Origin of the sequence: Gynurincola endophyticus (assembly GCF_003991195.1) — a bacterium.
Classification (GTDB): Bacteria; Bacteroidota; Bacteroidia; order Chitinophagales; family Chitinophagaceae; genus Gynurincola; species Gynurincola endophyticus.
In genome coordinates this window covers 410,533-425,495 of sequence record NZ_RCWL01000003.1, presented here as the reverse complement: position 1 = coordinate 425,495, position 14,963 = coordinate 410,533, and the positions used below count along the sequence as shown (strand labels likewise).

The 14,963-nt window shown below is 39.0% G+C and carries 12 protein-coding genes; 4 read left to right on the top strand and 8 right to left on the bottom strand.

Annotated features, from left to right (window positions below; translation table 11 throughout):
- Positions 1–136 precede the first annotated feature (136 nt).
- Positions 137–982, top strand: coding sequence for an outer membrane beta-barrel protein (locus tag D9O48_RS08485; protein WP_126972519.1), 846 nt, complete (start codon positions 137–139; stop codon positions 980–982).
- Between the two features lie 108 nt (positions 983–1,090).
- On the opposite strand, the gene mutL is transcribed toward D9O48_RS08485, so the two are convergent.
- A complete protein-coding gene (gene mutL / locus D9O48_RS08480; RefSeq protein ID WP_126972518.1) occupies positions 1,091–3,043 on the bottom strand; it encodes a DNA mismatch repair endonuclease MutL in 1,953 nt (650 codons plus the stop codon).
- Positions 3,044–3,218: 175 nt separating this feature from the next.
- On the opposite strand from mutL, the gene D9O48_RS08475 reads away from it, so the two are divergent.
- A complete protein-coding gene (locus D9O48_RS08475; RefSeq protein WP_126972517.1) occupies positions 3,219–6,122 on the top strand; it encodes a glycoside hydrolase family 3 N-terminal domain-containing protein in 2,904 nt (967 codons plus the stop codon).
- Between the two features lie 270 nt (positions 6,123–6,392).
- Positions 6,393–8,240, top strand: coding sequence for a 2-oxoacid:acceptor oxidoreductase subunit alpha (locus D9O48_RS08470; protein WP_126972516.1), 1,848 nt, complete (start codon positions 6,393–6,395; stop codon positions 8,238–8,240).
- A gap of 101 nt (positions 8,241–8,341) precedes the next feature.
- Here the strand turns inward: D9O48_RS08470 and D9O48_RS08465 are convergent, their stop codons facing one another.
- On the bottom strand, positions 8,342–9,040 hold the full coding sequence (locus D9O48_RS08465; protein WP_126972515.1) for a LytR/AlgR family response regulator transcription factor: 699 nt from the start codon (positions 9,038–9,040) through the stop codon (positions 8,342–8,344).
- Positions 9,037–9,609 (bottom strand): sensor histidine kinase, encoded by a 573-nt coding sequence (locus tag D9O48_RS18735; RefSeq protein ID WP_158624849.1) that lies wholly within the window; start codon positions 9,607–9,609, stop codon positions 9,037–9,039. Before D9O48_RS18735 ends, D9O48_RS08465 begins: the two co-directional genes overlap by 4 nt.
- A 660-nt stretch (positions 9,610–10,269) precedes the next feature.
- On the opposite strand from D9O48_RS18735, the gene D9O48_RS08455 reads away from it, so the two are divergent.
- Positions 10,270–11,094, top strand: a complete 825-nt coding sequence (locus tag D9O48_RS08455) for a DUF5694 domain-containing protein (protein ID WP_126972513.1) — start codon at positions 10,270–10,272, stop codon at positions 11,092–11,094.
- 133 nt (positions 11,095–11,227) lie between these two features.
- Here D9O48_RS08455 and nth read toward each other — a convergent pair whose 3' ends face one another.
- The 5 genes from nth to gldA all read right to left on the bottom strand — a co-directional run bounded on the left by nth (position 11,228) and on the right by gldA (position 14,931).
- Entirely contained in the window at positions 11,228–11,881 is a 654-nt protein-coding gene (nth, locus tag D9O48_RS08450; protein ID WP_126972512.1) for an endonuclease III, read from the bottom strand.
- A 49-nt stretch (positions 11,882–11,930) separates the two neighbouring features.
- On the bottom strand, positions 11,931–12,161 hold the full coding sequence (locus D9O48_RS08445; RefSeq protein ID WP_126972511.1) for a hypothetical protein: 231 nt from the start codon (positions 12,159–12,161) through the stop codon (positions 11,931–11,933).
- A 155-nt stretch (positions 12,162–12,316) separates the two neighbouring features.
- The gene (locus D9O48_RS08440; RefSeq protein ID WP_126972510.1) at positions 12,317–12,616 is read right to left on the bottom strand and encodes an FtsB family cell division protein; all 300 of its coding nucleotides are present in this window, start codon (positions 12,614–12,616) and stop codon (positions 12,317–12,319) included.
- A gap of 43 nt (positions 12,617–12,659) precedes the next feature.
- Positions 12,660–13,949: a phosphopyruvate hydratase gene (eno, locus tag D9O48_RS08435; RefSeq protein ID WP_126972509.1), complete on the bottom strand. Its 1,290-nt coding sequence runs from the start codon at positions 13,947–13,949 to the stop codon at positions 12,660–12,662.
- A 64-nt stretch (positions 13,950–14,013) separates the two neighbouring features.
- Positions 14,014–14,931, bottom strand: coding sequence for a gliding motility-associated ABC transporter ATP-binding subunit GldA (gldA, locus tag D9O48_RS08430; protein WP_126972508.1), 918 nt, complete (start codon positions 14,929–14,931; stop codon positions 14,014–14,016).
- Positions 14,932–14,963: the final 32 nt, after the last annotated feature.

Here is a 14,963-nt window from a genome sequence, read left to right as displayed (position 1 = left end):
AAGATTTTATTTACACCAGCTTTACCGTTAGAGCGAACACTGAAAGTATATCGCGAAACATTCAACCTTCGATCTAACAAAAGTCAATGCAATCAACTCATTTTAAATAATCTTTTAACTTATTAATTTTTTGATCATGAAAAAAGGAATTTTACTCCTTATGGGAATCGTACTGTTCGCATCACAAATGGACGCTCAGAATACAGATACGGTAAGAATCGGAAATATCATTATTGTTAAATCAAACGGAACTATTCCGGTTGACTCTACCGGCGGACCACAAACGAAAAATGACAAAACAATTGTTACGGTTGACTTTACACCCAGAAAACCTAAAAACATTGCCACTACCTGGTTTGCATTTGACCTTGGAATAAGCAACTGGAGTGATCAAACAAATTATTCAGGCGCAGGCGTACAAAATCCAACGAATGGTATTGCACCGGGTGCTACTAAAGACTGGTTAGATTTAAGAGATGGAAAGTCTATCAACTTTAACTTGTGGATTGTTTCTCAAAAAGTAAACATCGTTAATCATAAGCTAAACTTAAAATATGCAATCGGTATTGAGTCAAATAATTACAGATTCAAAAAACCTGTATTATTCAATGAGGAACCATACGATCATATTACATTAGACAACAGCAGAGGTTATAGCAAAAATAAATTACGTGCCGACTACTTAACCGTTCCTGTAATGTTAAACTGGGATTTTGCTAAAAAGAACGGCAGAACCTACGGAATCTCTGCCGGTATTGCAGCAGGTTATTTGTACACTGCAAAACAAAAAACCATTACTTCTCCAGGTGGAAAAACAAAAGACAGAGTTGACTTCAACTTAAACCCGGTTAAGATCTCTTATGTAGGCGAAGTAACCCTGGGCCACCTGAAACTGTATGGTGCAGTAGCTACCAAAAGTATGTTTAAAGATCATTTAGATGTAACTCCATTTACAGTTGGCCTTCGTTTCAATTCTCTATAGTTCTTCGTTATAAATTGAAAAAATGAACCCCGAAGTTTTCACTCCGGGGTTTTCTTTTATAATCAATTTATCAGCACTTCTAACTCTTAATTATTAATTATCTACTTCCTATCTCGCTGTTTTAAACATCTGAGCGATATAATCTGTTTTGAATTCGATATAGGTAGGGTTTCCTCCTGAAGTAACATTCGGCTGGTTACAATTTAAAAGGTCTTGTACAAGCTGCTTCATTTCTACATCTGATAAGTAAGATCCTGTTTTAATCGCTTGTTGTTTTGCCAGGGTTCGTAACAACTTTTCTCTGTTAGATAGTTTATACTCGGTAGTAGAATGCTTAAACTGCTCAATAACCTGCTCAATAATCAATTTTGCATTTCCTTCCTCTACGTCTGCCGGGCTTCCCTGAATCAAAAATGTTTGCTGCCCGAAGGGTTCTATTTTATAGCCTAATGGCAATAATTCACTGATTAATTCCTCTAACAAAACAGCATCCTGAACGCTTAGATGTAGAGTAAGGGGGAATAAGCTTTGTTGTACAGGTATCGGCCGTTCAACAGAACTTGATTGAAAACGTTCATACAACACCCGTTCATGTGCGTAGTGCTGATGTACAACAATAAAACCTCTGTTAGTACTCGCCAGTATATGACCACCCTGAATTTGTATACAGGGATTACTTTCGTTCAGCTCCAATGCAAGTCCGGTACGGGCATAACTAAAGGTCGCCGGTTGTTCATACTCAAAAGTATCGGTCGTATTTTTCTTCAGCTGATCTAACAATGATTCAAACTTTTCCCCTGTCGGATTATCAGATGAAGTTGCCGGAAAATCGGGGAAATTAGATGACTTACCAGACCCTGTATGACTTCCGGCACCGGTAAAAAACGATTGCCAGTTTTTTTCAGGTTTATCTGATCGCGGCTGAATAAAATGTGCCTGGTGTTTCTGTGAAAAATTCTGCGCCAGACTGGAAGCACTGGCAGCAGATTGTTGTTCTTCCGTGAAAGGTTTTGCTACAGCATCTAATTGTTGAATATTCGGATCGAGATCAAACTCTAAAGTAGGTGTAACGCTAAACTGTGCCAACGCATGTTTAATAGCAGCCTGTACAAAAGCATACACTATTTTTTCATCAGTAAATTTAATTTCCTGTTTAGTGGGATGCACGTTGATATCCACTTCAGAAGGATCAAGATCGATAAACAGTACATACATCGGAAAACTATCGGCCGGTAATAACTCCTGAAAAGCATTCATAACGGCATGATTCAGGTATCCGCTTTTGATAAACCTGTTGTTGACAAAGAAATACTGATCGCCTCTTGTTTTTTTAGCAGTGGCTGGTTTTCCTACAAAACCATAGATATTCATGTAGTCGGTCTTTTCCTGAACCGTTACCACTTTTGCATTGTACTGATTGCCTAAAAGCTGAATAATGCGCTGCTTGAGCGTACCCGTTTCGAGATGAAACATTTCCTGTCCGTTATTAGTCAACGAAAAGAAAATATTCGGAAATGACAAAGCTACACGTATAAATTCATCTACTATATGGCGCATTTCCGCAGAATTACTTTTAAGAAAATTTCTGCGGGCAGGAATATTAAAAAACAGATTTTTCATGGCGATACTGGTACCTGTATTCATAGCTACCGGTTCTTCATGAATGATCTTACTATTCTCTACTTCGATTAAAACCCCATGTTCAGCACCGGCTGTTTTACTTTTAAGCTCAACCTGTGCTACTGCTGCAATTGAAGCTAATGCCTCACCCCGGAAGCCCATGGTTTTAATATTAAACAAATCTTCAATTTGTTGAATTTTAGAAGTAGCGTGCCGCTCAAAACAGAGCCGGGCATCCGCTTCACTCATTCCCTTACCGTTATCGATCACTTGAATCAGTGCTTTACCGGCATCCTGAATGATCAGTTTTATTTCGGTAGCGCCTGCATCCACTGCATTTTCTAACAACTCTTTTACTGCGCTGGAAGGTCGTTGAATAACTTCGCCTGCAGCAATCTGGTTGGCTATATTATCTGGTAAAAGATGAATCGTATTCGACAAATGTTACAATTTTATGATGGCAAAAATACGTTATCCTACTGCTCTCAAAAACCTTTCCTCAAAATTTCTATAGATCTTTTATACTTTTCAATCCGAAAGAATACAGCAAATAATTACAAAAATCCGCACAATGTGCTTGTTTCTACCTAATTTACAGTAGTAAAATCGCTCAGAAATGAAGAAACTATTGATGATTGTTGCTTTTGTAGCGTCTGCTGCTACGTCAATCGCCCAGGATGCCGCCGCTACCCGATGGGTAGACAGTGTGTTTAAAACGCTCACAAATGATCAGAAAATTGGACAATTAATGGTCGTGCGCTTATCCTCACTCGGTCCTAACCGTACTGCAATTTTTCAGGATTCACTGGTGAGACGGGCAATTGACAAGTACAATATCGGTGGAATCTGCCTCTTTCAGGGAGATCCGGTTCGTCAGGCTAACTTATTAAACGAAATGCAGGCCCTTGCAAAAACGCCTATCATAGTTGCCGTAGACGCCGAATGGGGATTAGGAATGCGGATGGACAGTGTTAAATCACTCCCCCGGCAAATGATGCTCGGAGCCGTTCAGGATCCTTCATTAATATACGAATATGGGCGCGTCGTAGCCGAACAACTGAAAAGAATGGGCGTGCATATTAATTATGCTCCGGTGATTGATGTTAACAATAACCCGATGAATCCGGTGATCAACGACCGGTCATTCGGAGAAGATAAATACAAAGTGGCGGCTTACGGCATTCAATACATGAAAGGAATGCAGGATAACGGCATCATTGCTACTGCAAAGCACTTTCCGGGACACGGAGATGTTTCGGTAGATTCTCACTACGATTTACCCGTTATTAATAAATCAATGCCTGAACTGGAAGCATTAGAGCTATATCCCTTCAGAGAATTATCTAAAGCCGGTGTTGGTTCGATGATGATTGCCCACCTGGCCGTTCCTTCTATTGACAAAGATGTAAAACGCCCTACTTCTACATCAGCAAAAGCAGTGAATGATTTACTGAGAAAAGAAATAGGCTTTCAGGGTATTATTGTTACGGATGGATTAGAGATGAAAGGTTTGACCAAAAACTTTCCTGAAGCTGAAGGTTCGGTAGAAGCTTTGGTGGCCGGAAACGATATGTTGTGTTTACCGGAAGATATAGATTTAACGATTGAAAAAGTAAAAAAAGCAATTCGCAAAAAACGCTTGAAATGGGCAACGCTTGATCAGGCAGTGAAACGTGTTTTATATGCAAAATATCAGGTAGGATTGAACAACTATCAACCCATCAATACCGAAAACTTAACAGCTGATTTAAATGCTTCAATAGATGATATGCGCCGGCTGATTGCTGAAAATGCGATCACCCTTTTACGAAATAATGACCCGGCCATCTTTCCTCTACTTCCGAACAAACGCGTTGCTTATGTAGGAATCGGATTAAAGGCTGAAAATGTTTTCGCTCAAAAAATGAGAGAAAATTATAATGCGCATACCTACTTTGTTGATTATAAAATGGAACAAAGCAAGGTAAAACCAATGCTAGAATACCTGAAAGATCAATACGATGTAGTAGTAATCGGCCTGCATCAATACAGCCGTGTTCCGGCAAACAACTATGGTATCAGCCATTCGGCATTGTCGTTAATGTTAGGATTACAACTACAGCACAAAACCATTACATTGGCCTTTGGCAATCCGTATGCACTATCCAATTTTTGCGGTGCAACTGCCGTCATTGCCTGCTACGACGACGACCCGCTTACTCAACAGGCAGCAGCCGACCTGTTACTCGGAAGATTTAACCCTGCCGGCCGTTTACCCATTACAGCTTGTGATTCATTCAAAGCCGGAGATGGCATTGTTACCACGCGCGCCCTTCCAACGGTTATTCCATCTGAAGTAGGCATAAATACTTTTCAGATGAATCATTCGATCGACAGTATTATGCATGATGCAATTCAGAAAGAAGCCATTCCGGGAGGGGTTGTACTGGTAGCTAAAAACGGTAAAATCATTTTTGAAAAAGGATATGGAAAAACCAGTTATATCAGTAATGATCCGGTATACCCCGAAACAATATATGACCTCGCTTCCATTACAAAAGTGATGGCCACCACAGTAGCAGTGATGAAATTATACGATGAAGGTAAACTCGATTTACAAAAAACATTAGGCGATTACCTGGCCTGGACGAAAGGGTCTGACAAAGCAAATTTAAAATTGTGGGATGTGCTTTTACACGAAGCCAGACTTAAATCTTTCATACCTTTTTATCAGGAAACCATTGATCCGAAAACAAAACTGGCAACCGTTCCTTACTTTTCACAAAAACCGCAGGACGGTTCTATACAGGTAGCTGATCAATTGTATCTGAGAAAAGATTTCATCGATACAATGTATACACGTATTCTGCAAAGCCCACTCGAAAAAGATAAAAAATATATTTACTCTGACAATGATTTTATTTTTCTGGGGTTAATAGTAGAAGCTATTACCGGAATGAGTTTGAACGATTATACTGTCAAAACTTTTTACGAACCGTTGGGAATGAAGAGCACCGGTTTTAATCCGTTAAAGCGTTTTCCTAAAAGCTATATAGCACCTACAGAAGCTGAAAAAATGTTCAGAGGACAGTTAATTCAGGGATATGTTCATGACCCTGGTGCCGCTATGTTCGGCGGTATAGCAGGACATGCAGGCCTTTTCAGTAATGCAGGAGACCTCGCCGTGTTAGCACAGGTATTATTAAATGGTGGCGAACTGAACGGTACACGCTTTTTCAGAAAATCTACAGTAGACTATTTTACAGATTATCATAGTCAGATCAGCAGACGAGGTTTAGGGTTTGATAAACCTGAAAAAGATAATGCAACCAGAGCGGAAGCTTACCCTACAGCATCTGCCAGTTTAAGTACTTTCGGCCATACGGGTTTCACAGGAACCTGTATCTGGATAGACCCTGAAAAAGATTTAATCTTCATTTTTTTATCAAACCGTGTAAACAGTGCGGATACCGGTAAATTCCTGAGAATGTCGGTTAGGCCTAAAGTGCATGAAGCTATTTATAAAGCAATTGAAAAATAATAAATACCCCGGAAATCCGGGGTATTTTGTGTTCTGATTTCATTCAGAGATTCAGAAATTCAGGCACTAAGCAGGTTATGAAAAAAAGTTAAACCTCATGCGTCCGTTTCTCCATTTCTTAATTTCTGAATGGTTAGTCTTATGGTTTTGTCATAATATCTGTCTAATCAGGCAACAATTCGGGTTCTGGATTGTCAATAAAAGTATATCCTGTGATATTGGCTGCAATTCAGCAGACTTATAGTAATTTTGAGCCCATAATTTTCAAGAATGAGTGTACAAGAGACTCTTTTAAAAGATGTTGTGATAAAATTCGCCGGTGATTCCGGTGATGGTATGCAGTTAACGGGTAGCCAGTTTACCAATAACACTGCCTTATTAGGCATCGATTTAGCAACTTTTCCGGATTTCCCCGCAGAAATCCGTGCGCCCCAGGGAACTTTGCCGGGGGTGAGTGGATTTCAATTAAGATTTTCAAGCGATAACATTTATACACCCGGTGACGAATGTGATGTACTGGTAGCAATGAATGCCGCGGCATTAAAAGCAAACCTGAAATCACTCAAAAAAGGTGGAAAAATCATTGCCAATACCGATGGTTTCGATGCCAAAAACCTCCGTTTAGCGAATTATCAGGATGGAGTAAATCCATTAGAAAACGGTAGTCTGGAAGGTTATGAGCTGGTAAAGATGGATGTCACTAAAATGACCCGTGAAGCACTGAAAGACATTACTTTAGGAACAAAAGAAAAAGACCGTGCTAAAAACATGTTCGTGTTGGGTTATCTCTATTGGATGTTCAACAGGGAGCTGGACAGTACGATCAAATTCTTAACCGAGAAGTTTGGCAAAAAAGCTGAAATATTAGAAAGTAATATCCGTACATTAAAAGCCGGTTATCACTATGGCGATACTATTGAAACTTTCACCAGCAGATATAAAGTAGAAAAAGCAAAGATGGAACCCGGCGTTTACCGCTCTATCATGGGTAATCAATCTTTAGCTTTAGGGCTCATCGCAGCTGCGCAAAAAGCCGAATTGCCTTTATTTCTCGGTACTTATCCGATTACTCCTGCTTCTGACATCTTACACGAAATGAGTAAACATAAATCATTCGGTGTAAGAACATTCCAGGCTGAAGATGAAATTGCCGGTATTGCTGCTGCCATTGGCGCAGCTTATGGAGGTTCATTAGGAATTACCACTACTTCCGGACCCGGTATGGCTCTAAAAACTGAGGCGATGGGTTTAGCAGTAATGCTTGAAATTCCATTAGTGATTGTAAATGTACAGAGAGGCGGACCGTCAACCGGTTTACCGACTAAAACAGAACAAAGTGATTTGTTACAGGCCTATTATGGCAGAAACGGAGAATGTCCGATGCCTGTAATATCAGCCTCCACCCCCAGCGATGCATTTGAAGTTGCTTTTGAAGCAGTACGTATTGCAGTGGAGCATATGACTCCTGTAATTTTACTTTCTGACGGTTATATTGCCAATGGTGCGGAACCATGGAAGTTTCCGAAAGCAGACGACCTCGCTAAAATTGAAGTAAAATTCAAAACAGCATTAGAAGAAAACGAAGATAAATTCTATCCTTATTTAAGAAATGAAAAACTGGTTCGTCCGTGGGCAATTCCCGGAACACCGGGTCTGGAACACCGTATCGGAGGATTAGAAAAACAAAATATCACCGGCAACGTAAGCTACGACCCGGAAAATCACCAGGTAATGGTAAAAATCCGTCAGGAAAAAATAGACCGTATTGCCGATTATATTCCTGATCAGCAACTCGACAGTGGTGAAGCTACCGGAGACGTATTGGTATTAGGCTGGGGAAGTACATACGGAGCTATCAAAACCGCAGTAAGTGAGTTAAGGGCTGAGGGATACAAGGTCAGCCATGCGCACATGCGCTACATGCGTCCTTTCCCTAAAAATATGGGCGAATTAATCAAAGGATTTAAACATGTATTGATTCCGGAGATCAACAATGGTCAGCTGATCAAAATTATCCGCGACCAGTTTTTGGTAGATGCCAAAGGATATAATAAAATCATGGGTATACCGATTACAAAAGGCGAGCTGATTGAGCACATTAAAGAATTATTGAAGTAAAGACGCTATCATATTAAAAGCCCTCAACTATAGTTGGGGGCTTTTATATTTTATCTTAAAAGAACCAATCACTACTGCTTTAATAAGATTATTCTCATTTCTTAAATTATATCGGATAAGCGATGCTGATATTTACTACCAATAGGCAATGTAGTGCTTTCAATTATTACAGCATTCTTTTCAACATAGACAATTTTTTCTGTGTTTATAATATAAGACCGGTGAATTCTGATGAATGCTGCGGGCAACTGTTCTTCGAAACTGCTAAGACTTTGTAGAGTCATTATTTTTTCACCAGGTAAGTGAATAGCAATATAATCACGCATAGCTTCCAGATACAGTACCTCTTTATGATAAACTTTTCGCAAACGGTTACCTGTTTTCACAAAAAAATGTGATACTTCATCATTTGCTTCAGGATACTTTTGAAACAAGCGCTTCTTGCATTTATTAATCGCTGCCAGAAAACGTTCAAAACTAAACGGCTTTAACAGGTAATCTGCCACATCATACTCATAACCTTCTAAAGCATATTTTGGATAAGCAGTGGTAACAACGAATTCACACCTACCTTTCAAGAGCTTTGCAAGTTGAAACCCGGTCAGTTCAGGCATTTGCATATCAAGAAATAAAATATGGATATTATACTGCTCCATAGCTTGTAACAATTCAAGCGGATTTCTGAAAACACATACCAGCTGCAAACCGGGCGTCCTGTTTATATAATCGCTCAACAGGTCAACAGGAAGCGGCTCGTCATCTACTATAGCGCAATTAATTATATTCGTAATGGTAGTCATAGCTCAATTCGTAAATCGATAGAGAATTCATCTTTGCCATCAGCTATACTTAAATTGTATTTACCGGGATATAACAAATCCAATCTACGTTTTACATTGCTCAGGCCGATTCCTACTTCAGAAGGCTTGTTAAAAGTATTCTTCTTATTAAATACATGATAAAAGAATGTATTGTCTTCGGTATAACCGGTTACCGTGAGGGGTTGTTCCGGATCTGTCATATCGCCATGTTTAAAAGCATTTTCAGAAAAACTAACCAATAAGTGTGGACTAATCAATAAGGTTCCATCTATATTCTCAACATCAATGTGAATATTTGCAGATGAATCAATTCTTAACCGTTGTAGTTCAATATAATTTTTGAGATACGCTATTTCTGTTTCTAAAGTTACCTGATCTCTTTGCTCATAGAGCGCATAGCGTAAAAGTGAAGAAAGCATTTCGATAACAGTAAGAGCATTTTCATTTTTCCTATAGACCAGGGCATAGATATTATTGAGATTATTAAAGAGAAAATGTGGATTAACCTGCGATTTCAATAAAGCAAGTTCGGCTTCTTTAATAGTCATCGATAATTCAGCCTGTTGTTTTATTGAATACTGTGAATATTCAACAATAAAATACGCAAAGCCAAATAAAGAAAACAACACAGCGAAATATAGGTTATCTCTGAAATAAAAAATGAATGTATAAGGTTCGTAATAAACTCCAAACCCCCATATTATCGGCCCCAACACCTCCTGCAACAGATAACGGAATGAAATTATAAGCGGAATAGATATAAATATCAACAGAAAAGATAAAAATAATCGACGTGGTGCAAACCTGCTAAGTATAAAACACACTGTCAGAGGATACAGAAGGAAAGAAATAAAGGAGGTAATCGTTATGATAATATTCATTGGCCGGAAACTGTCCTTTGTAAATAAGGGCAATCCGTTAAACAAATCTATTGCAGCATCCCACAAAACATAAAACGTGCAAAAGTAAATAATTAAATGTAAGACACGTACTGGCATTCTCAAATATACACTTACTTAAACTTAATAAGTGTTATCCGTTTTCCACTATCTTCCAAACCGTTGTTTTAATCTGCAAAAAAGGTGACGCATTTTTTACAGATTATTTTCAACAGTTAGCCGAATTGCAAAATAGCAAAATATAGTCTTCTATAGATTTGTTAGATGAAAAATACGATACATTTATTTATATGCTGCACAATCCTACTATTGAGCAGTTCGCTAAAAGCACAGCACATCGCTGACCCGGACTCCATTCTGATTGGCAATCGAAAACAACCTACCGTACTTTTGGTCGGAACATTTCATTTTGCTTATTACAACTTAGATGCACATAAGACAACGAAAGACAGACAGGTAGATGTAATGAACAATGAAAGACAATTGCAAATCAATGAATTAATAGACTATATTGCCCGCTTTAAACCAACCAAAATAGCAGTGGAGGCAGGTCGTAATACTGGTTATTTAATGAGAAAGTACGATGCCTACAAAGAGGGAAGCCGGCAATTAGCAAAAGATGAAATTGAACAGATAGGATTTCGCTTAATGAAACGCTTTCATCTTGACACTATATACGGCACGAACGATCAGCCTTTGGTTCATTCACTAGCTAATTCAAAAGATTCTCTTTTACTTCGTCCAATTCTTGACAGTATCTACAAAGACTGGGATTTTAGAAATAACGACACTATTACGCAGTTATATTACAGGTATTTTAATTACGTGGATGAGATGAAACTAAAAACTCCATTACTTGATATTTTCAGGTATCAGAATTCTGACAAAGTACTAAACCGCGGATATGGTATAAACCTTGTCGGAGATTTTACTTTAGGTGATACACGAGGGGCGGATGCACTGGCAATGCACTGGTATAGCAGAAATCTCAGAATCTACCGTCATATACAGCAGATTGCTACTTCACCAGATGACCGCATACTTGTGTTGTATGGGCAAGGCCATATACAAATACTAAAACAACTTTTCGAATGCTCTCCCGAATTTCAACTGATAAAGTTTAATGATCTTTAGACAGCTCAAAATGACCCCATAAATCAGCTAAAATGTTAGCGACCCTTCTAAAATGAATCATTCATACTAAAAAAGATCCCCATTACCATTTGTAATGGGGATCTTTTCAGTAAGTTCTTTAAAATCTATACAGTTATCTGGTTAGTTTTTTCTGCTGTTGTGCGTAATATTTACAGGCAGCAGTGATTCCGCATTGGTTACACTTGGGAGACCGGGCCAGGCAGGTATATCTTCCGTGCAGGATCAACCAATGATGCGCAATATATACTAACTCTTTTGGAAAGTTTGCTATCAATTGTTTTTCAGCAGCTAATGGCGTTTTTGCGTTGGTGGTTAAACCAACTCTTGCCGATACTCTGAATACGTGTGTATCTACTGCCATATTCGGCTGTTGATCCACTACGGAGGTAATAACATTAGCAGTTTTTCTGCCAACGCCGGGTAATTTGATCAATTCTTCCACAGTAAGCGGTACTTCTCCGTTAAAATCTTTCACCAACATTTGCGCCATTCCTATCAGGTGTTTGGTTTTATTGTTGGGATAAGAAATACTTCTGATCAGCGGAAACAGCGTATCGAAATCTGTTTTCGATAATGCTTCAGCATCAGGGTATTTTCTAAAAATTGCAGGAGTGGTTAAGTTTACCCGCTTATCGGTGCATTGCGCAGAAAGGATAACAGCCACCAATAACTGGTAGGGGTTGTCATACAACAATTCTGTTTCAGCATCCGGTGCATTTGCTTTGAAATACTCAATAATATAATCGTAACGTTGCTTCTTTGTCATTGCGGCAGTAAAAAGCAAATTTACATTAATTCGAAAAATAGAACAAAGCTTAAACTGAAGGAGCAGTTTTTCTTGCGTAATCTAAAATAGCTGAGATTAATTCCGGTCGTGGAGATACGATTTCTGCATCCAGTTGATCGGCGATATTTTGAATGCTTTCCAGTTCTTCCTGCAATTCAAAATCTTCTTCGATTTGCGATGCGGTGCTTTCTAAAGCAGCAGGCGTTGCGTCTTTATAGAAGAATTCGATGATTTCTTCTACGTTTACATTTGTAGTCATTAATATCCATTTAAGTCCTAAAATAATTCCGAAATCGTCCAAATTTCGGTGTCCGTCCGTATATATAAACGAGAAAGTATGAATCTTATTGTATCTGAAATTAAAAATAAATAATGGAAAGATAAAATATATTTAACTTTTTAATAATCAACAGATTATTCAGCGATAATAAATAAATCTTCGTTTTCTTTCTTCATTAAATACTTTTCGCGGGCAAATTTTTCGAGCGCAGCAGGGTTTGATTTGAGCTGACGGAGCTTTTCTTGGGCCGAATTAATTTCGGTTTCGTAGTATTCTTTTGACTTTTCGAACTGTTTGAGGTCTTTACGGTAGGTAAAATAGGTGGTGAACAGATTCTGTTCATTGATAAAAATCACCCATACTACAAATACGGCAGTAGCAATGAAGTAGCGATTTTTCACCCATTTTGGAATATGGCCTAAACTAAATTTCATAAAAAAAGTCCCCAACGTTGTTGGGGACAAAAATACGGGAATATTATTTTCCGAACTTAATTTTTCCTTTAGGATAAACTGCGCTGGTTCCCAATAATTCTTCGATGCGAAGTAATTGGTTGTATTTTGCTAACCGGTCGCTACGGCTGGCAGATCCAGTTTTAATTTGTCCGCAGTTTAACGCTACTGCTAAGTCGGCAATAGTAGTATCTTCTGTTTCGCCGCTTCTATGGCTCATGATAGTAGTATAACCACTGTTCTGAGCTAATTGTACTGCATTGATTGTTTCAGTTACAGTACCGATCTGGTTTACTTTAATTAAGATAGAGTTAGCGATATGCTGATCGATTCCTTGTTGCAGGCGTTTTACGTTGGTTACGAACAAATCGTCTCCTACTAATTGTGTTTTATTGCCGATGGTATCGGTTAAATTTTTCCAACCTTCCCAATCGTCTTCAGCCATACCGTCTTCAATTGAAACGATAGGGTATTGAGAAACCCAGCTTGCCCAGTATTTTACCATTTCATCAGAACTGATGGTTTTGCCGGATGATTTGTAGAATTTATATGATTTAGAAGCTTCGTCAAACATCTCAGTTGAAGCGGCATCCATTGCGATAGCGATCTGGCTACCTGCAGAATAACCTGCTGCCTGAATAGCTTCCAATACTGTTTCGATTGCTTCCTCGTTGCTTTTGATTTCAGGAGCAAATCCCCCTTCGTCACCAACGTTAGTAGAGTATCCTTTTTTCTTTAATACAGATTTCAGGTTGTGGAAGATTTCAACTCCCCAGCGTAAACCTTCTGCGAAAGTAGGTGCGCCTACAGGAACGATCATAAATTCCTGAAAATCGATTTTATTATCAGCGTGTACACCTCCGTTTAAGATGTTCATTAAAGGCATTGGTAATACCGTTGCGTTTACACCACCTAAGTAGCGGAATAAAGGTAAGCCGCTTTCCTGTGCTGCAGCATGTGCTACTGCCATAGAAACAGCTAAAGTTGCGTTAGCGCCTAATTTTGCTTTATTTTCAGTACCGTCTAATTCGATCATCAGTTGGTCGATGTGAGCCTGACGCACTACTTCGGTACCAATTAATTCTTTAGCGATGATGTCGTTTACATTTTTAACGGCTTTCAATACACCTTTTCCTACATAGGTTGATTTATCACCATCACGCAATTCAACAGCTTCGTGTTTACCTGTTGATGCACCACTCGGAACAGCAGCACGTCCGATAAAACCGTTATCGGTAGTAACATCTACTTCTACAGTAGGATTACCACGGCTGTCTAAAATTTGTCTAGCATGAATGTCAGCAATGTAGCTCATGTTGGTCTTTGATTTAAATAATTTTAGCGAATATTAAATTCATAATTGACAGCAATCATTCTCCTTATACCGGTTTACTGCCGGTAAGCTGGCGGAAGATATCTTCCAGGCTCAACTCACCTGCCTGCAGTTGTACGATGTTGAGGTTATTTTCTATGGCTAGGTGCATTATCTGCTTTTGGGCTTCTGCTAATACGGTAGAAGTTACTTCCCATTCGTGAGTACTTAATTTATTAACCGTGGTTACAGCTGGTAATCTTTCTAACCAGGCGGCTTCCAATGCTTCTTTAAAAGAAACTTTTAACACCTGGCGGTTACCGGCTTCTGATCTTAAATGACTCAGACGGTCATTTGCCACCAGGTTACCTTTATTAATAATCACTACCCGGTCGCAAATGGCTTCTACTTCCTGCAGTATATGTGAAGAAAATAAAACGGTTTTTGTTCTTCCTAATTGTTTTATGACCTCTCTAATTTCTATAATCTGGTTTGGATCCAAACCTGTAGTCGGTTCATCCAGGATCAGCACTGCCGGATCATGAATCAGTGCGGCTCCTAATCCTACCCTTTGTTTATATCCTTTCGATAGTTGCCCGATCGTTTTTTTTGACTCGGGAGTCAATCCAACCATTTCAATTACTTCCTCTACCCGTTGTTTAATCTCCTTTACCTGATGAACTTCTGCGATGAAAGTCAGGTACTCGCGTACGTACATATCATAATAAAGGGGGTTCGACTCTGGCAGATAGCCGATTTTCGACTTTGCTAAGGTAGGATTTTCTAATACATTCACTCCATCCACTTCAATGTTTCCTTCATCCGGAATTAAAAAACCGGTAATCATTTTCATGGTGGTAGACTTACCGGCACCATTCGGACCTAAGAATCCCACAATTTCGCCCTGCTGTATAGCAAAAGAGAGTTGGTTAACGGCTGTTTGTTCGCCATATTTTTTTGTGAGCTGTTGAACTAGAATAGACATATAGCAAACCTACGAAATTTCGATACGATCTC

Excerpts from the sequence above, each read along its gene's own strand:
- D9O48_RS08485 (WP_126972519.1), top strand. The coding sequence starts at position 137 with ATGAAAAAAGGAATTTTACTCCTTATGGGAATCGTACTGTTCGCATCA.
- D9O48_RS08475 (WP_126972517.1), top strand. The coding sequence starts at position 3,219 with ATGAAGAAACTATTGATGATTGTTGCTTTTGTAGCGTCTGCTGCTACG.
- D9O48_RS08470 (WP_126972516.1), top strand. The coding sequence starts at position 6,393 with ATGAGTGTACAAGAGACTCTTTTAAAAGATGTTGTGATAAAATTCGCC.
- D9O48_RS08465 (WP_126972515.1), bottom strand. The coding sequence starts at position 9,040 with ATGACTACCATTACGAATATAATTAATTGCGCTATAGTAGATGACGAG.
- D9O48_RS18735 (WP_158624849.1), bottom strand. The coding sequence starts at position 9,609 with ATGACTATTAAAGAAGCCGAACTTGCTTTATTGAAATCGCAGGTTAAT.
- nth (WP_126972512.1), bottom strand. The coding sequence starts at position 11,881 with ATGACAAAGAAGCAACGTTACGATTATATTATTGAGTATTTCAAAGCA.
- D9O48_RS08445 (WP_126972511.1), bottom strand. The coding sequence starts at position 12,161 with ATGACTACAAATGTAAACGTAGAAGAAATCATCGAATTCTTCTATAAA.
- D9O48_RS08440 (WP_126972510.1), bottom strand. The coding sequence starts at position 12,616 with ATGAAATTTAGTTTAGGCCATATTCCAAAATGGGTGAAAAATCGCTAC.
- eno (WP_126972509.1), bottom strand. The coding sequence starts at position 13,949 with ATGAGCTACATTGCTGACATTCATGCTAGACAAATTTTAGACAGCCGT.
- gldA (WP_126972508.1), bottom strand. The coding sequence starts at position 14,931 with ATGTCTATTCTAGTTCAACAGCTCACAAAAAAATATGGCGAACAAACA.